Origin of the sequence: Pseudomonas sp. 18-147, from assembly GCF_051048045.1 — a bacterium.
Lineage (GTDB): Bacteria > Pseudomonadota > Gammaproteobacteria > Pseudomonadales > Pseudomonadaceae > Pseudomonas > Pseudomonas aeruginosa.
In genome coordinates this window covers 677,445-694,493 of sequence record NZ_CP182296.1, presented here as the reverse complement: position 1 = coordinate 694,493, position 17,049 = coordinate 677,445, and the positions used below count along the sequence as shown (strand labels likewise).

The 17,049-nt window shown below is 65.0% G+C and carries 17 protein-coding genes; 14 read left to right on the top strand and 3 right to left on the bottom strand.

Annotated elements, in window-relative coordinates:
• Positions 1-23: 23 nt before the first annotated feature.
• From rsmA to ACM0M4_RS03185, 9 genes are all read left to right on the top strand, one after another.
• Positions 24-830, top strand: coding sequence for a 16S rRNA (adenine(1518)-N(6)/adenine(1519)-N(6))-dimethyltransferase RsmA (gene rsmA, locus ACM0M4_RS03225; protein WP_003161932.1), 807 nt, complete (start codon positions 24-26; stop codon positions 828-830).
• A 36-nt stretch (positions 831-866) separates the two neighbouring features.
• Positions 867-1,247 (top strand): Co2+/Mg2+ efflux protein ApaG, encoded by a 381-nt coding sequence (gene apaG, locus ACM0M4_RS03220; RefSeq protein WP_003085085.1) that lies wholly within the window; start codon positions 867-869, stop codon positions 1,245-1,247.
• Positions 1,247-2,098, top strand: a complete 852-nt coding sequence (locus ACM0M4_RS03215) for a symmetrical bis(5'-nucleosyl)-tetraphosphatase (protein ID WP_003113213.1) — start codon at positions 1,247-1,249, stop codon at positions 2,096-2,098. Before apaG ends, ACM0M4_RS03215 begins: the two co-directional genes overlap by 1 nt.
• 43 nt (positions 2,099-2,141) lie before the next feature.
• A complete protein-coding gene (gene glpE, locus ACM0M4_RS03210; protein ID WP_003099577.1) occupies positions 2,142-2,474 on the top strand; it encodes a thiosulfate sulfurtransferase GlpE in 333 nt (110 codons plus the stop codon).
• 278 nt (positions 2,475-2,752) lie between these two features.
• Positions 2,753-4,675: a PrkA family serine protein kinase gene (locus ACM0M4_RS03205; RefSeq protein WP_003085078.1), complete on the top strand. Its 1,923-nt coding sequence runs from the start codon at positions 2,753-2,755 to the stop codon at positions 4,673-4,675.
• Positions 4,676-4,775: 100 nt separating this feature from the next.
• Positions 4,776-6,047 (top strand): YeaH/YhbH family protein, encoded by a 1,272-nt coding sequence (locus ACM0M4_RS03200; RefSeq protein WP_003099579.1) that lies wholly within the window; start codon positions 4,776-4,778, stop codon positions 6,045-6,047.
• Positions 6,044-7,597, top strand: coding sequence for a SpoVR family protein (locus tag ACM0M4_RS03195; protein ID WP_003099581.1), 1,554 nt, complete (start codon positions 6,044-6,046; stop codon positions 7,595-7,597). The genes ACM0M4_RS03200 and ACM0M4_RS03195 overlap by 4 nt, the downstream gene beginning before the upstream one ends.
• A 94-nt stretch (positions 7,598-7,691) precedes the next feature.
• Positions 7,692-8,198, top strand: a complete 507-nt coding sequence (locus ACM0M4_RS03190) for a hypothetical protein (protein ID WP_221345481.1) — start codon at positions 7,692-7,694, stop codon at positions 8,196-8,198.
• A 43-nt stretch (positions 8,199-8,241) separates the two neighbouring features.
• Positions 8,242-9,474, top strand: a complete 1,233-nt coding sequence (locus ACM0M4_RS03185; RefSeq protein WP_003099584.1) for a multifunctional CCA addition/repair protein — start codon at positions 8,242-8,244, stop codon at positions 9,472-9,474.
• On the opposite strand, the gene folK is transcribed toward ACM0M4_RS03185, so the two are convergent.
• Positions 9,447-9,989: a 2-amino-4-hydroxy-6-hydroxymethyldihydropteridine diphosphokinase gene (gene folK, locus ACM0M4_RS03180; protein ID WP_054375850.1), complete on the bottom strand. Its 543-nt coding sequence runs from the start codon at positions 9,987-9,989 to the stop codon at positions 9,447-9,449. The genes ACM0M4_RS03185 and folK overlap by 28 nt on opposite strands.
• Entirely contained in the window at positions 9,980-10,333 is a 354-nt protein-coding gene (folB, locus tag ACM0M4_RS03175; protein WP_003099587.1) for a dihydroneopterin aldolase, read from the bottom strand. The genes folK and folB overlap by 10 nt, the downstream gene beginning before the upstream one ends.
• An 83-nt stretch (positions 10,334-10,416) precedes the next feature.
• Here folB and plsY point away from each other — a divergent pair, with 83 nt between their 5' ends.
• Complete coding sequence (plsY, locus tag ACM0M4_RS03170; RefSeq protein WP_003085061.1) at positions 10,417-10,986, top strand: glycerol-3-phosphate 1-O-acyltransferase PlsY; 570 nt, start codon at positions 10,417-10,419, stop codon at positions 10,984-10,986.
• A 78-nt stretch (positions 10,987-11,064) separates the two neighbouring features.
• Here the strand turns inward: plsY and tsaD are convergent, their stop codons facing one another.
• On the bottom strand, positions 11,065-12,090 hold the full coding sequence (tsaD, locus tag ACM0M4_RS03165) for a tRNA (adenosine(37)-N6)-threonylcarbamoyltransferase complex transferase subunit TsaD (protein ID WP_003099590.1): 1,026 nt from the start codon (positions 12,088-12,090) through the stop codon (positions 11,065-11,067).
• A 200-nt stretch (positions 12,091-12,290) separates the two neighbouring features.
• Between tsaD and rpsU the strand changes: the two genes are divergently transcribed.
• The 4 genes from rpsU (at position 12,291) to rpoD (ending at position 17,035) form a co-directional block, all read left to right on the top strand.
• Complete coding sequence (gene rpsU / locus ACM0M4_RS03160) at positions 12,291-12,506, top strand: 30S ribosomal protein S21 (protein ID WP_003085057.1); 216 nt, start codon at positions 12,291-12,293, stop codon at positions 12,504-12,506.
• A gap of 69 nt (positions 12,507-12,575) precedes the next feature.
• The gene (locus tag ACM0M4_RS03155) at positions 12,576-13,025 is read left to right on the top strand and encodes a GatB/YqeY domain-containing protein (protein ID WP_003085042.1); all 450 of its coding nucleotides are present in this window, start codon (positions 12,576-12,578) and stop codon (positions 13,023-13,025) included.
• An 82-nt stretch (positions 13,026-13,107) separates the two neighbouring features.
• Positions 13,108-15,102: a DNA primase gene (gene dnaG / locus ACM0M4_RS03150; RefSeq protein WP_003121834.1), complete on the top strand. Its 1,995-nt coding sequence runs from the start codon at positions 13,108-13,110 to the stop codon at positions 15,100-15,102.
• A gap of 79 nt (positions 15,103-15,181) precedes the next feature.
• The gene (gene rpoD, locus ACM0M4_RS03145) at positions 15,182-17,035 is read left to right on the top strand and encodes an RNA polymerase sigma factor RpoD (RefSeq protein ID WP_003085035.1); all 1,854 of its coding nucleotides are present in this window, start codon (positions 15,182-15,184) and stop codon (positions 17,033-17,035) included.
• Positions 17,036-17,049 lie beyond the last annotated feature (14 nt).

Sequence of the window (17,049 nt, the reverse complement as noted above, 5' to 3'; positions counted from 1 at the left end):
CCCGCAGCCTGGAACCGTTTCCAATGTCCGAGCTTTACCAACACCGCGCGCGCAAGCGCTTCGGCCAGAACTTCCTGCACGATGCCGGGGTGATTCACCGCATCCTCCGTGCCATCCATGCCCGCGAGGGTCAGCGCCTGCTGGAGATCGGCCCGGGCCAGGGCGCCCTGACCGAGGGACTGCTGGGCAGCGGCGCACGCCTGGACGTGATCGAGCTCGACCAGGACCTGATCCCCCTGTTGAAGCTGAAATTCGGCCTCGAGTCGCGCTTCAGCCTGCACCAGGGCGACGCCCTCAAGTTCGATTTCGCCTCGCTGGTGGAGAGCGGCGAGAAGCTGCGAGTGGTCGGCAACCTGCCCTACAACATCTCCACGCCACTGATCTTCCATCTGCTGGAGTACGCGCCGGTGATCGAGGACATGCACTTCATGCTGCAGAAGGAAGTGGTCGAGCGCCTGGCGGCCACGCCGGGCGGCGGGGACTGGGGCCGGCTTTCGATCATGGTCCAGTATCACTGTCGGGTGGAGCACCTGTTCAACGTCGGCCCCGGCGCGTTCAACCCGCCGCCCAAGGTCGACTCGGCCATCGTCCGTCTCACCCCCTTCGCCGAGCCGCCCCATCCGGCACGCGATCCGAAACTGCTCGAGCGGGTGGTCCGCGAGGCCTTCAACCAGCGCCGCAAGACCCTGCGCAATACCCTCAAGCCTCTCCTGAGCGTCGAGGACATCGAGGCCGCAGAGGTCGATCCGACCCTCCGTCCCGAACAACTCGACCTGGCCGCATTCGTCCGCCTGGCCAACCGGCTGGCCGAGCTGCCAGGCAATCGTTAGTCTGGTGAGACACTCGTCAGGAATCAGGCAAGCCGTATGAGCGATACCCAGCACCAGGTCAACGTCAGGGTCGACACCCGCTACCTTCCGGAACAGTCCGCCCCAGAGCAGAACCGTTTCGCCTTCGCCTACACGGTGACCATCGAGAACCAGGGCGAGGTTCCGGCCCAACTGCTGTCGCGCCACTGGATCATCACCGACGGCGACGGCCGTACCCAGGAAGTTCGCGGCGCCGGCGTGGTCGGCGAGCAACCGCTGATCGCCCCCGGCGCGCAACACACCTACACCAGCGGCACGGTGCTGGCGACCCGGGTCGGCAGCATGCGCGGCAGCTACCAGATGCTCGGCAGCGACGGAATCGCCTTCGACGCCGCGATCCCGGTGTTTCGCCTGGCCGTACCGGGAGCGCTGCACTGATGGCGGTCTACGCGGTAGGCGACCTGCAGGGTTGCCTGGATCCCCTGAAATGCCTGCTGGAGCGCGTCGCCTTCGACCCGGCCAAGGACCGCCTGTGGCTGGTCGGCGACCTGGTCAACCGCGGCCCGCAGTCCCTGGAGACGCTGCGCTTCCTCTATGCCATGCGCGAGTCGGTGGTCAGCGTTCTGGGCAACCACGACCTGCACCTGCTGGCGGTGGCGCACAAGTCCGAGCGCCTGAAGAAGTCCGACACGCTGCGGGAAATCCTCGAGGCGCCGGACCGCGAGCCACTGCTCGACTGGCTGCGTCGCCTGCCGCTGCTGCACTACGACGAACAACGCAAGGTCGCCCTGGTGCATGCCGGCATCCCCCCGCAGTGGAGCCTGGAAAAAGCCCGCCTGCGCGCAGCCGAGGTGGAGCAAGCATTGCGCGACGACCAGCGCCTGCCGCTGTTCCTCGACGGCATGTACGGCAACGAACCGGCCAAGTGGGACAAGAAGCTGCATGGCATCGACCGCCTGAGGGTGATCACCAACTACTTCACCCGCATGCGTTTCTGCACCGAAGATGGCAAGCTCGACCTGAAGAGCAAGGAAGGCCTCGACACCGCGCCGCCCGGCTACGCCCCCTGGTTCAGCTTCCCTTCGCGCAAGACCCGCGGCGAGAAGATCATCTTCGGCCACTGGGCGGCCCTCGAAGGCCACTGCGACGAGCCCGGCCTGTTCGCCCTGGACACCGGCTGCGTCTGGGGCGCGCGGATGACCCTGCTGAACGTCGACAGCGGCGAACGCCTGAGCTGCGATTGCGCCGAACAGCGCGCGCCGGCCAGACCCGCCGCCACGCCCGCATGAATCCCCGGCGTCCGGTGGACGCCCTGTACACAGGTACCCCGACATGAGCGACACCTTCCAGCGCATCGCCCCCGAACAGGCCCGCCAGCTCCGTGAAAACGGCGCCCAGGTGGTCGACATCCGCGACCCGCAGAGCTTCGCTGTCGGCCATATCAGCGGCTCGCGGCACATCGACAACCACTCGGTGGCGGACTTCATCGCCGCCGCCGACCTCGACGCTCCGCTGGTGGTGGTCTGCTACCACGGCAACTCCAGCCAGAGCGCCGCCGCCTATTTCATCCAGCAGGGCTTCAGCGACGTCTACAGCCTCGACGGCGGCTTCGAGCTATGGCGCAGCGTCTATCCCGCGGATACCAGCAGCGGCGAAGCGGAGTAGGCCGCGCCGCTACCCCGCCAAAAAAACTGTAACTTCTCTCGCCTTTCTTCCTTTACTCCGTCCAGAACGAACTATTCTTTTCCTCAGGCCATCCAAAACAGGGGAGAGCCGGCACACCGGCTTCCGGGCCATCGGCTGTGACCGTTAGGAGCGCTGGCGGAAAGGGAAGCACCGTGCAGCGACGGAGTCTGGGGGATTCTCGCCGGCCTGGCTGGCGGCCCCCCCGCACCCGCACGACCGATCCCGCGCCGGCTCACTGCATCGAGCGAGGAGACGTCATGAGCATTTTCAGTCACTTCCAGGAACGCTTCGAAGCGACCCGCCAAGAGGAATATTCCCTCCAGGAATATCTCGACCTCTGCAAGCAAGACAAGACAGCCTATGCCTCCGCCGCCGAGCGCCTGCTGATGGCGATCGGCGAGCCGGAGTTGCTGGACACCTCGGTGGACTCCAGGCTGTCGCGGATCTTCTCCAACAAGGTGATTCGCCGCTACCCGGCGTTCGCCGACTTCCACGGCATGGAGGAATGCATCGACCAGATCGTCGCGTTCTTCCGCCACGCGGCCCAGGGCCTGGAGGAGAAGAAGCAGATCCTTTACCTGCTCGGCCCGGTCGGCGGCGGTAAATCCTCCCTGGCGGAAAAACTCAAGCAACTGATGGAGAAGGTGCCCTTCTACGCGATCAAGGGCTCGCCGGTCTTCGAGTCGCCGCTGGGCTTGTTCAACCCCGACGAAGACGGCGCCATCCTCGAGGAGGACTACGGCATCCCGAGGCGCTACCTGCGCTCGATCATGTCGCCCTGGGCAACCAAGCGCCTCAACGAGTTCGGCGGCGACATCAGCCAGTTCCGCGTGGTCAAGCTGTACCCCTCGATCCTCAACCAGATCGCCATCGCCAAGACCGAACCCGGCGACGAGAACAACCAGGATATATCCGCGCTGGTCGGCAAGGTCGACATCCGCAAGCTGGAGGAATACCCGCAGAACGACGCGGACGCCTACAGCTATTCGGGCGCCCTCTGCCGGGCCAACCAGGGCCTGATGGAATTCGTCGAGATGTTCAAGGCCCCGATCAAGGTCCTGCACCCGCTGCTGACCGCGACCCAGGAAGGCAACTACAACAGCACCGAAGGCCTCGGCGCCCTGCCCTACAGCGGCATCATCCTGGCTCACTCCAACGAGTCGGAATGGCACAGCTTCCGCAACAACAAAAACAACGAGGCCTTCATCGACCGCATCTACATCGTCAAGGTGCCGTACTGCCTGCGCGTGGCGGACGAGATCAAGATCTACGACAAGTTGCTGGTCAACAGCTCGCTGGCGCATGCCCACTGCGCGCCGGACACCCTGAAGATGCTCTCGCAGTTCTCCGTGCTGTCGAGGCTGAAAGAGCCGGAAAACTCGAATATCTACTCGAAGATGCGGGTATATGACGGCGAAAACCTGAAAGATACCGATCCCAAGGCCAAGTCGATCCAGGAATACCGCGACTCGGCCGGGGTCGACGAAGGCATGGCCGGGCTTTCCACCCGCTTCGCCTTCAAGATCCTCTCCAAGGTATTCAACTTCGACCCGCACGAGGTAGCGGCCAACCCGGTGCACCTGCTCTACGTCCTCGAACAGCAGATCGAGCAGGAACAGTTCCAGCCGGAAACCCGCGAGCGCTACCTGCGCTTCATCAAGGAATACCTGGCGCCGCGCTACGTCGAGTTCATCGGCAAGGAAATCCAGACCGCCTACCTGGAGTCCTACAGCGAATACGGTCAGAACATCTTCGACCGCTATGTGCTGTACGCCGACTTCTGGATCCAGGACCAGGAATACCGCGACCCGGAAACCGGCGAGATCCTCAACCGCGCCGCCCTCAACGAGGAACTGGAGAAGATCGAGAAACCCGCGGGCATCAGCAACCCGAAGGACTTCCGCAACGAGATCGTCAACTTCGTGCTGCGCGCCCGCGCCGGCAACAACGGCAAGAACCCGAGCTGGCTGTCCTACGAGAAGCTGCGCGTAGTGATCGAGAAGAAGATGTTCTCCAACACCGAGGACCTGCTTCCGGTCATCAGCTTCAACGCCAAGGCCAGCAAGGAGGACCAGCAGAAGCACAACGACTTCGTCAAACGCATGGTCGAGCGCGGCTACACCGAGAAGCAGGTCCGCCTGCTGTCGGAATGGTACCTGCGGGTTCGCAAGTCGCAGTAGTCTGCCATCGGTACGGTCGCTGCGACCGTACCGGTCGCCGTCGCATTCGGACCTCGGCGCCTCCGCTCCGGCGGGGCGCCACAGGCCCTGAGGAGCATTCATGAGCTACGTCATCGACCGGCGTCTGAACGGCAAGAACAAGAGCACGGTGAACCGCCAGCGCTTCCTGAGGCGCTACCGTGAACACATCAAGAAGGCCGTCGAGGAGGCCGTCAGCCGGCGCTCCATTACCGACATGGAGCACGGCGAGCAGATCAGCATTCCCGGGCGCGATATCGACGAACCGGTGCTGCACCATGGCCGCGGCGGGCGGCAGACCGTCGTCCACCCCGGCAACAAGGAATTCACCGCCGGCGAGCACATCGCCCGCCCATCCGGCGGCGGGGGCGGCCGCGGCGGCGGCAAGGCCAGCAACAGCGGCGAAGGCATGGACGACTTCGTCTTCCAGATCACCCAGGAGGAATTCCTCGACTTCATGTTCGAGGACCTGGAGCTGCCCAACCTGGTCAAGCGCCACATCACCGGCACCGACACCTTCAAGACCGTCCGCGCCGGCATCAGCAACGACGGCAACCCGTCGCGCATCAACATCGTCCGCACCCTGCGCTCGGCCCATGCGCGGCGCATCGCGCTGTCCGGCGGCAGCCGGGCCAAGCTGCGCGCGGCGCTGAAGGAACTGGAGCGGATCAAGCGCGAAGAGCCGGACAACCTCGGCGATATCCAGGAACTCGAGCTGGAAATCGCCAAGCTCCGCGCGCGCATCGACCGGGTGCCGTTCCTCGATACCTTCGATCTCAAGTACAACCTGCTGGTCAAGCAGCCCAACCCCACCTCCAAGGCGGTGATGTTCTGCCTGATGGACGTCTCCGGCTCGATGACCCAGGCGACCAAGGACATCGCCAAGCGCTTCTTCATCCTGCTCTACCTGTTCCTCAAGCGGAACTACGAGAAGATCGAAGTGGTGTTCATCCGCCACCACACCAGCGCCCGCGAGGTCGACGAGGAGGAGTTCTTCTACTCCCGCGAGACCGGCGGCACCATCGTCTCCAGCGCGCTGAAGATGATGCAGGAGATCATGGCCGAGCGTTATCCGACCCATGAGTGGAACATCTACGCCGCCCAGGCCTCGGACGGCGACAACTGGAACGACGACTCGCCGGTGTGCCGGGACATCCTCCTCAAGCAGATCATGCCGTTCGTCCAGTACTACACCTACGTCGAGATCACCCCGCGCGAACACCAGGCCCTGTGGTTCGAGTACGAGCGCGTGCGCGAAGCCTTCGAAGACAGCTTCGCCCAGCAGCAGATCGTCTCGGCATCGGACATCTACCCGGTGTTCCGCGAGCTGTTCCAGAGGAGGCTCGTCGCATGAGCAAGCGCCAGCCCATCGCCACCGGCTCGGAATGGACCTTCGAGCTGATCCAGCAGTACGACCGGGAAATCAGCAGGATCGCCGAGCGCTATGCCCTGGATACCTATCCGAACCAGATCGAGGTGATCACCGCCGAGCAGATGATGGACGCCTACGCCTCGGTGGGCATGCCGATCGGCTATAACCACTGGTCCTACGGCAAGCACTTCCTCAGTACGGAAAAGAACTACAAGCGTGGCCAGATGGGCCTGGCCTACGAGATCGTGATCAACTCCGATCCCTGCATCGCCTACCTGATGGAGGAAAACACCCAGTGCATGCAGGCGCTGGTGATCGCCCACGCCTGCTACGGGCACAACAGTTTCTTCAAGGGCAACTACCTGTTCCGCACCTGGACCGATGCCAGTTCAATCATCGATTACCTGGTGTTCGCCAAGCAGTACATCATGCAGTGCGAGGAGCGCTACGGGATCGACGCGGTGGAAGACCTGCTCGACTCCTGCCACGCCCTGATGAACTACGGTGTCGACCGCTACAAGCGTCCCTACCCGATTTCCGCGGAAGAGGAGCGGCAGCGGCAGAAGGAGCGCGAGGAACTGATCCAGCGCCAGGTCAACGACCTCTGGCGGACCATCCCGCGCGTCGGCGGCAAGGACAAGGAACAATCCATGGCGCGCTATCCGAGCGAGCCGCAGGAGAACATCCTCTACTTCATCGAGAAGAACGCGCCGCTTCTGGAGCCCTGGCAGCGCGAGGTGATCCGCATCGTGCGCAAGATCGCCCAGTATTTCTACCCGCAACGCCAGACCCAGGTGATGAACGAAGGCTGGGCGACCTTCTGGCACTACACGCTGCTCAACGACCTCTACGACGAAGGCCTGGTCAACGACGGCTTCATGATGGAGTTCCTGCAATACCACACCAGCGTGGTCTACCAGCCGTCCTTCGACAGCCCCTATTACAGCGGCATCAACCCCTACGCCCTGGGCTTCGCCATGTACCGCGACATCCGCCGCATCTGCGAGGAACCTACCGACGAGGACCGCCGCTGGTTCCCGGATATCGCCGGCAGCGACTGGCTGGCCACGCTGAAGTTCGCCATGAAGAGCTTCAAGGACGAAAGCTTCATCCTGCAGTTCCTCTCGCCCAAGGTGATTCGCGACCTGAAGCTGTTCAGCATTCTCGACGACGACCAGAAGGACGACCTGCTGGTCGCGGCGATCCACGACGAAGCCGGCTACCGCACCATCCGCGAGACCCTGGCGGCGCAGTACAACCTCGGCAACCGCGAGCCGAACATCCAGATCTGGAACGTCGACCGTCGCGGCGACCGCTCGCTGACCCTGCGCCACCAGCAGTTCGACCGCCAGCCGCTGAGCGACTCCACCGCCGACGTGCTCAAGCACCTGCATCGCTTGTGGGGCTTCGATATCCACCTGGAGACCCTGCAGGGCGACCAGCTCGTGCAGACCCACCACATGCCGCCCAAGGGCGCCAGCGAGGGCGAGGAAGGCTACCCGCGCCTGGACCTGATCATCCCGCCCATTTGATCGGTTGACGTCCGCCCCGACCGCCGGCCAGCATGCCGGCACGGTCGGGGCCGCCCACAGCAGAACAAGAAGCCGGCCGTCCACGGGAGCCGCCATGCGCCTGTTCGCTATCGTCCTGCTCTGCCTCGTTCTGCCCACCTGCGCCAGCCACATCCCCAGCGCCCGGGTGACCCATCCGGGCAGCGCCGGACTGCCCGGCCTGCAAGGTTTCCAGTTGATGCCGCCGGAACAGGCGGTCGACGCCCTTCCCTACCGCAACCGCTATCCGCTGATAAACGCAGAGCTGCGCCAGGGACTGGCGGCCCACGGCTACCACGAGAGCGCCACCCCGCAATTCCGCGTCTACTACTGGCTGGCGCTACGCGACGCACCGCTGGAATTCCGCCCCGACCTTCCGCCCACCTCCGGCATGGGGCCTTATCTGGCGATCCACCGCCTGCGCGACGAAACCGGGACATTGCGCGTGCGCCTGGTCGACCTGGAGGAGCGCGTTCTCTGGGAAGGTATGGTAAGCACCGGCCTCAGCCCCGCCAGGGCCAATCCGGAGCAGCTCGAACTGGCGGTCGGCGCCCTGCTCCGGCAGCTTCCACGCGCCCGCTAGGACACCCTGGGGTAGACTTCCGCCTATCACGCGGAGGATTCCCATGCAGATTTACAAGGTCGGCGGCGCCGTGCGCGATCGCCTTCTCGGCCGTCCGGTCACCGATATCGACTGGGTGGTGGTCGGTGCCAGCAGCGACGAGATGCTCGCCCGCGGCTACCGCCCGGTGGGCGCCGACTTCCCGGTCTTCCTTCATCCGCAGAGCGGCGAGGAATACGCCCTGGCGCGCACCGAGCGAAAGAGCGGGCGCGGCTACGGCGGCTTCACCTTCCATGCCAGCCCCGAGGTGACCCTGGAGGAAGACCTGACTCGCCGTGACCTGACCATCAACGCCATGGCCGAGGACGAACAGGGCCGGGTAATAGACCCCTACGGCGGCCAGGCCGACCTCGAGGCGCGCCTGCTGCGCCACGTTTCCCCGGCGTTCGCCGAGGATCCCCTGCGGGTCCTGCGCGTAGCGCGCTTCGCCGCCCGCTACGCCGGCCTGGGCTTCCGGGTCGCCGCCGAAACCCTCGCCCTGATGCGCCAACTGGCGGAATCCGGCGAGTTGCAGGCGTTGACCCCGGAGCGCAGTTGGAAGGAAATTTCCCGAGCCCTGATGGAACCCAACCCCGAGGTCTTCATCCAGGTCTTGCACGACTGCGGCGCCCTGGCCGAACTGATCCCGGAAGTCGAGGCGCTATTCGGCGTACCGCAGCCGGCGGCCCACCATCCGGAAATCGATACCGGCGTCCATGTCCTGTCGGTATTGCAGCAATGCGCCCGCCACCGGCAGCCGCTCAGCGTACGCTGGGCCTGCCTGCTGCACGACCTGGGCAAGGGACTCACCAGCGAAGCGGACTGGCCCCGCCATATCGCCCACGAGGCTCGCGGCGTGCCGTTGATCGATGCGGTGAACCAGCGCTTCAGGGTGCCGCGCGACTGCCAGGAACTGGCGCGCCTGGTGGGCGAGTACCACACCCACGCCCATCGGGCGCTGGAGCTGCGCCCGAATACACTGCTGGAGCTGTTGCAGAGCTTCGACGTGTATCGCCGCCCGCAGCGTTTCGAGGAGTTCGTCGCCGCCAGCGAGATGGACGCGCGCGGCCGCCTCGGCCTGGAACAGCGGGACTATCCGCAGGCCGCCTACCTGCTCGGCGCGGCGCAGGCAGCGCGGGCAGTCAGCGTGAAGCCGCTGGTGGAAAAGGGCTTGAAGGGCGCGGAACTGGGCGAGGCGCTGAAGCGTGCGCGCCTCGCCGCACTCAAGGCCTACAAGGAAGAACGCGGAAAGGCCTGAAGCAGCGCTTCGGGAGTCAACGCCTGGCCACGCCATTCGAATGGCGCCGGCCAGAGCTTCTGCTGGATCCTCGCCTCGCGCCAGAGATCGCCCAGCGGCTGGCGGGCGACCGGATGCTCCAGGTTCGGCGCCAGCTCGGACAAGGGCCAGAGCACGAAAGCGTTCTTCAGCACTTCGGCGCGCGGCAGCACCAGGCCATCGAAATCGCCCAGCAGGTCGCCGTAGAACAGCACGTCGATATCCAGCGGCAGTCCCTTGCGCTCTGGCGCATAGCGGCCATTGTCGGCCTCGATGTGCTTGAGTCGCAGGCTCAGTTCGGCCAGCGGCAGATCGGTGCGGGCAGACACCACCAGGTTGAAGAACGGCCCGCTCTTGATACCCACCGGCTCGCTCTCGAATACCGGCGAACAACGCAGGTCATGAAGGAAAGCGGCCAGCGCATCGAGGCCGGCATGCAGATGGCGCTCACGCTCGACATTGCTGCCGAGGCCGAGGTAGACCGGGATCAGCGACATCCGCGTTCGATCTCCACGCCAACGCCACGGGCCGCCGGCACCGCGCCGGGCTTGGTCACGCGGATGCGCAGCCAGGGAATGCCGCGCTCGCCCATCAGTACCTCGGCGAGGCGCTCGGCGAAGGTTTCCACCAACTGGAAATGCGATTCCCGGGCGAATTCCTGCACCCGCTCGGACAACGCGGCATAGTCCAGCGCCAGGGCGAGATCATCGCCCGCAGCGGCCGGACGGTTGTCCCAGCCCAGGGTCAGGTCCAGGCGCAGGCACTGACGGATGCCGCGCTCCCAGTCGTACACGCCGATGACGGTATCGACCTCCAAGCCTTCGATAAAAACTCTGTCCACTTCGCTACCCGCTCCAAGGGATGCCACGACAAGCGTGCGCCGCCCCGTTAGAATCGAGGACATCCTCGTCCTCGGTGGAATCCATGGTCTGGCTACTGGCGATCCTCGCCTACCTGCTCGGTTCCCTCTCCTTCGCCGTCCTGCTCAGCCGCTGGTTCGGCACCCAGGACCCGCGCGCCAGCGGTTCCGGCAACCCCGGCGCGACCAACATGCTGCGCGTCGCCGGGAAGAAACTCGCCATCCTGACCCTGCTCGGCGACGTCGGCAAAGGCCTGCTGCCGGTGCTGGTCGCCCGCTGGCTGGGGCTCGGCGTGATGGAGGAGGCCTGGGTCGGCATCGCCGCCGTGATCGGCCACCTGTACCCGCTGTACTTCAACTTCCGCGGCGGCAAGGGTGTCGCCACCGCCGCGGGCATGCTCCTCGGCCTCTATCCGCCGGCCGTACTGCTGGCCGCGGCGGCCTGGCTGCTGACCTTCAAGCTGTCGCGCACCAGCTCGCTCGCCTCGCTGGTGGCCACCCCGCTGACCCTGCCGTTGCTGGCCTGGCAGCAGCCCGGAGCGCTGCTGCCGATGACCGTGCTGACCGGCCTGATCGTCTGGCGGCACCGCGCCAACTTACGCGATCTGTTCGCCGGCCGCGAACGGCATTTCTAATCCATAAAAGGAAAAAACTTCATGCAGTCTGGCCCAGCTACGTCATCGACACCTGCCTGACTGCGACCTGGCGGCCACTCAGACCGCCGGCAGCGACTCCATCGGCCAGCGCGGCTGGACGCTGATCGCCGGGCCGTCATGCTGGCCGGCGAGCAGGCGCTGGCAGCCGGCGTAGGCGATCATCGCGCCATTGTCGGTGCAGAAGCGCGGGCGGGCGTAGAACACCTGCCCCTTCATTTCGCCGAGCATCTTTTCCAGGCCGCTGCGCAGCGCCTGGTTGGCGCTGACGCCGCCGGCGATCACCAGGTTCTTCAGGCCGGTCTGCTTCAAGGCGCGACGGCACTTGATCAGCAGGGTCTCGACCACCGCGGTCTGGAACGCCAGGGCGATGTCACAGCGGGTCTGCTCGCTGTCGTCGCCGGCCTCGACGCAACGCTGCCAGGTGTTCAGGGTAAAGGTCTTGAGCCCGCTGAAGCTGAAGTCCAGGCCGGGGCGATCGGTCATCGGCCGCGGGAACACGAAGCGGCCAGGAGTGCCGAGCTCCGCCAGGCGGGCGATTTCCGGACCGCCGGGATAGCCCAGGCCGATCAGCTTGGCGGTCTTGTCGAAGGCTTCGCCGGCGGCGTCGTCCATCGATTCGCCAAGCAACTGGTAGCGACCGATGCCGTCCACCCGCACCAACTGGGTGTGACCGCCGGAAACCAGCAAGGCGACGAACGGGAACCGCGGTGGCTGCTCTTCCAGCATCGGCGCCAGCAGGTGCCCTTCCATGTGGTGCACGCCGACCGCCGGCACGCCCCAGGCGAAGGCCATCGCCTGGGCACAGGAAGCCCCCACCAGCAGGGCGCCGACCAGGCCGGGACCGGCGGTATAGGCGATCGCGTCGATATCCGCCGGCGTGCAGCCGGACTCGTCGAGCACCTGGCGGATCAGCGGCAGCATGCGCTTGACGTGGTCGCGCGAGGCCAGCTCGGGCACGACGCCGCCGTAGACGCGATGGAGGTCGATCTGACTGAACAGCGCGTCGGCCAGCAGGCCGCGTTCGCTGTCGTAAAGGGCGACGCCGGTTTCGTCGCAGGACGTTTCCAGTCCCAGCACGCGCATGGGCTTGAGCCTTAGAGCTTGGCAAATACGAAGCCGCGCATGATAATCGGCGGCTTTGCGCCAGACCAGTGTTTTTCGATCGGAGGCTTTGCATTCCTCCGGCCGAACCGTTAATATCCGCAACCCTTGAAAACCGACGTATCCGCGCCACCTTGCCGGAGTACGTTCAACCCCCGGTAATCAGTGAAGGTACGACCTGGATGCCAGCCGTCAAAGTAAAAGAGAACGAACCCTTCGACGTAGCCCTGCGTCGTTTCAAGCGCTCCTGCGAAAAAGCAGGTGTACTGGCTGAAGTTCGCAGCCGCGAGTTCTACGAGAAGCCCACTGCCGAGCGCAAGCGCAAGGCCGCTGCCGCAGTGAAGCGCCACGCGAAGAAAGTACAGCGCGAACAGCGCCGTCGCGAGCGCCTGTACTGATCCACTCGACGCCCACGCGTCAGTGATCGTGCCTCAGCCCGGCCTCGGCCGGGCTTTCGGCTTTCCGCCATGAGCGAAATCAAATCCCGCCTCCTCGACGCCGTCAAGGTCGCCATGCGCGCCCAGGACAAGCCGCGGCTGACCACGTTGCGCCTGGCCCTCGCGGACATCAAGCGCGTCGAAGTCGACGAACGCATCGAGGTGGATGACGCCCGAGCCCTGCTGATCCTAGACCGGATGATCAAGCAGCGCCGCGACGCCCAGCGCCAGTTCAGCGACGCCGGCCGCCAGGACCTCGCCGAGGTCGAGGCCGCCGAGATCCTCGTGCTCCAGGACTTCATGCCCAAGCCCCTGGACGACCATGAGATCGACGCCCTGATCGAGCGCAGCATCGTCGACAGCGGCGCCCAGGGTCCGCAGGACATGGGCAAGGCGATGAACCTGCTGCGACCGCAGGTCCAGGGTCGCGTCGACATGGCACAGGTCAGCCAGCGCCTGAAGGCGCGCCTCTCCTCCTGAAACACCGCGCCGGCCTGATCGGCCCGGCGATAATTGCTATGCTGCCGCTCTGCGCCCACGCGCCGTCGTTTTCGAGAACACCATGGCCGGCCTGATACCGCAAAGCTTCATCGATGACCTGCTGAACCGCACCGACATCGTCGAGGTGGTGAGTTCGCGCATCCAGCTGAAGAAAACCGGCAAGAACTACAGCGCCTGCTGCCCGTTCCACAAGGAAAAGACTCCCTCGTTCACCGTCAGCCCGGACAAGCAGTTCTACTACTGCTTCGGCTGCGGCGCCGGCGGCAACGCGCTCGGCTTCGTCATGGACCACGACCAGCTGGAGTTCCCCCAGGCGGTCGAGGAACTGGCCAAGCGCGCCGGCATGGACGTGCCGCGCGAGGAACGCGGCGGACGCGGGCACACGCCGCGCCAGCCGACCGACTCGCCGCTCTACCCGCTGCTCAGCGCCGCCGCCGAGTTCTACAAGCAGGCGCTGAAAAGCCACCCGGCGCGCAAGGCCGCGGTGAACTACCTGAAGGGCCGCGGCCTGACCGGCGAGATCGCCCGCGACTTCGGCCTCGGTTTCGCCCCGCCCGGCTGGGACAACCTGCTCAAGCACCTGGGTGGCGACAACCTGCAACTCAAGGCCATGCTCGACGCCGGCCTGCTGGTGGAGAACAGCGACACCGGCAAGCGCTACGACCGCTTCCGCGATCGCGTGATGTTCCCGATCCGCGACAGCCGCGGGCGGATCATCGCCTTCGGCGGCCGGGTGCTCGGCGACGACAAGCCGAAGTACCTGAACTCCCCGGAGACTCCGGTCTTCCACAAGGGGCAGGAACTCTACGGACTCTACGAAGCCCGGCAGAAGAATCGCGACCTCGACGAGATCATGGTGGTCGAGGGCTACATGGATGTCATCGCCCTGGCCCAGCAAGGCATCCGCAACGCGGTGGCGACCCTCGGCACGGCGACCAGCGAGGAACACATCAAGCGCCTGTTCCGCCTGGTACCGAGCATCCTGTTCTGTTTCGACGGCGACCAGGCCGGCCGCAAGGCGGCCTGGCGCGCCCTGGAGTCGGTGCTGCCGAACCTGCAGGACGGCAAGCGCGTGCGCTTCCTGTTCCTCCCCGAGGGGGAGGACCCGGACAGCCTGGTACGCGCCGAGGGCGAGGATGCCTTCCGCGCACGCATCACCCAGCAGGCCCAGCCGCTGGCGGAGTACTTCTTCCAGCAACTGATGCTGGAGGCCGACCCCGCCACCCTGGAAGGCAAGGCCCACCTGGCGACCCTCGCCGCGCCGCTGCTGGAGAAGATTCCCGGGAACAACCTGCGCCTGCTGATGCGGCAACGTCTGTCGGAAATCACCGGCCTGTCCGGCGAAAACATCGGACAACTGGCGCACCACAGCCCGCCACCGTCGTCCATGGACCACGGAGCGAGCGGCGTCTTGGACGGCGACGACTATTTCGCCGCCAGCGCCTACTACGAGAACGAGCCCTCCCATGCGCCGTTCGACGCTGCGCCAGGCTATGGCGAGGCGCAACCGCGCAAGAGCTGGAACAAGGACAAGAAGCCCTGGGACGGCAAGAAGTGGGATGGCAAGAAGAAGTGGGACAAAGGCGGCCGCGGCGACTTCAAGGCTCCGCAACGAACGCCGGTCAGCGTGGAGTCCACCACCCTCAACGCCCTGCGCACCTTGCTGCATCATCCGCAGCTGGCCTTGAAGGTCGACGATGCGGGCACCCTCGCCAGGGAGCAGGATACCTACGCCCAGTTGCTGGTGTCCCTGCTGGAAGCCCTGCAGAAGAACCCGCGGCAGAGCTCGATGCAACTCATCGCGCGCTGGCACGGCACGCCCCAGGGCCGCCTGCTGCAGGCCCTGGGCGAGAAGGAGTGGCTGATCGTCCAGGAGAACCTTGAAAAGCAGTTCTTCGACACCATTACTAAACTCTCCGAGAGCCAGCGTTTCGGCGAGCGGGAGGAGCGTTTACGCAGCGTCATGCAGAAGAGCTACAGTGAACTGACCGATGAAGAGAAAGCCTTGCTCAGAGAGCACTACAGTGTTGCCGCTTCATCGCCTTCCCAGAGCTGAACTGGCGCCTCAGCCCAGGCATCAGGTATAATCCTCTGCTTATTTTTTGCCCGCCAAGACCTTCAGTGGATAGGGTGTTATGTCCGGAAAAGCGCAACAGCAATCTCGTCTGAAAGAGTTGATCGCCCGAGGCCGTGAGCAGGGATACCTGACTTACGCGGAGGTCAACGACCACCTGCCGGAGGATATTTCCGATCCGGAACAGGTGGAAGACATCATCCGCATGATCAACGACATGGGGATCAACGTATTCGAGACAGCCCCGGATGCGGATGCCCTGTTGCTGGCCGAGGCGGATACCGACGAAGCCGCAGCGGAAGAAGCCGCAGCGGCCCTCGCCGCGGTGGAAAGCGACATCGGTCGCACCACCGACCCGGTGCGCATGTACATGCGTGAAATGGGTACCGTGGAACTGCTGACCCGCGAAGGCGAGATCGAAATCGCCAAGCGCATCGAGGAAGGCATCCGCGAAGTGATGAGCGCCATCGCCCAGTTCCCGGGCACGGTGGACAGCATCCTGGCCGACTACAATCGCATCGTCGCCGAAGGCGGTCGCCTCTCCGACGTCCTCAGCGGCTATATCGATCCCGATGACGGCAGCCTGCCCGCCGAAGAGGTGGAGCCGGTCAACCTGAAGGACGATTCCGCCGACTCGAAAGAGAAGGACGACGAGGAAGAAGAAAGCGACGACAGCAGCGACAGCGACGACGAAGGCGACGGCGGTCCGGATCCGGAAGAAGCCCGCCTGCGTTTCACCGCGGTCTCCGAGCAGCTCGACAAGGCCAAGAAGGCCCTGAAGAAGCACGGTCGCGGCAGCAAGCAGGCCACCGCCGAACTCACCGGCCTGGCCGAGCTGTTCATGCCGATCAAGCTGGTGCCCAAGCAGTTCGACGCCCTGGTCGCCCGCGTGCGCTCCGCCCTGGAAGGCGTGCGCGCCCAGGAACGCGCCATCATGCAACTCTGCGTGCGTGACGCGCGCATGCCGCGTGCCGACTTCCTGCGCCTGTTCCCGAACCACGAGACCGACGAGAAGTGGGTCGACAGCGTCCTGAAGAGCAAGCCGAAGTACGCCGAGGCCATCGAGCGCCTGCGCGACGACATCCTGCGCAACCAGCAGAAGCTGGCGGCCCTGGAAAGCGAGGTCGAGCTGACCGTCGCCGAGATCAAGGAAATCAACCGCGCGATGTCGATCGGCGAAGCCAAGGCTCGCCGGGCGAAGAAGGAAATGGTCGAGGCCAACCTGCGCCTGGTGATTTCCATCGCCAAGAAGTACACCAACCGCGGCCTGCAATTCCTCGACCTGATCCAGGAAGGCAACATCGGCCTGATGAAGGCGGTGGACAAGTTCGAATACCGTCGTGGCTACAAGTTCTCCACCTACGCCACCTGGTGGATTCGCCAGGCGATCACCCGTTCGATCGCCGACCAGGCACGCACCATCCGCATCCCGGTGCACATGATCGAGACGATCAACAAGCTCAACCGCATCTCCCGCCAGATGCTCCAGGAAATGGGTCGCGAGCCCACCCCGGAAGAGCTTGGCGAGCGCATGGACATGCCTGAGGACAAGATCCGCAAGGTACTGAAGATCGCCAAAGAGCCGATCTCCATGGAAACCCCGATCGGTGACGACGAAGATTCGCACCTGGGCGATTTCATCGAGGACTCCACCATGCAGTCGCCGATCGAGATGGCGACCAGCGAGAGCCTCAAGGAATCCACCCGCGAAGTCCTCGCCGGCCTCACTGCCCGGGAAGCCAAGGTGCTGCGCATGCGCTTCGGCATCGACATGAACACCGACCACACCCTCGAGGAAGTCGGCAAGCAGTTCGATGTGACCCGCGAGCGGATCCGCCAGATCGAAGCCAAGGCGCTGCGCAAGCTGCGCCATCCGTCGCGAAGCGAGCACCTGCGCTCCTTCCTCGACGAGTGACGAACGAACCCCCG